Raw genomic sequence first — 239 nt, forward strand, 5'->3', positions numbered from 1 at the left:
ATTTGCTGCATGACACGTGAGGTTAACTGCCAAAATATTAGCTAACGCCACAATTATTGTGCCGCCATCGTATAACATTATTTTAGGGGTGCTTACTAAAGCGTGTTTATATTTACTCAGTTTAGCTAATACTTGAGTAATACTATGAGCAGGTTGTTTTGCGGTTAGTAATACGCGCGCTGCAAGTTTGTGGCGTAATTGCCATATTTGGCTTTCGGTACTGGTAAACGCTATTTGTT

Annotated in this window: 1 pseudogene; it reads right to left on the bottom strand. The window is 39.3% G+C overall.

What is annotated here, in order from left to right:
• Positions 1-239: pseudogene (locus AAEY62_RS24500) on the bottom strand (hypothetical protein); the annotation flags it as partial.

This window comes from Pseudoalteromonas sp. GW168-MNA-CIBAN-0100 (assembly GCF_040309225.1).
GTDB classification, from domain to species: Bacteria; Pseudomonadota; Gammaproteobacteria; order Enterobacterales; family Alteromonadaceae; genus Pseudoalteromonas; species Pseudoalteromonas arctica.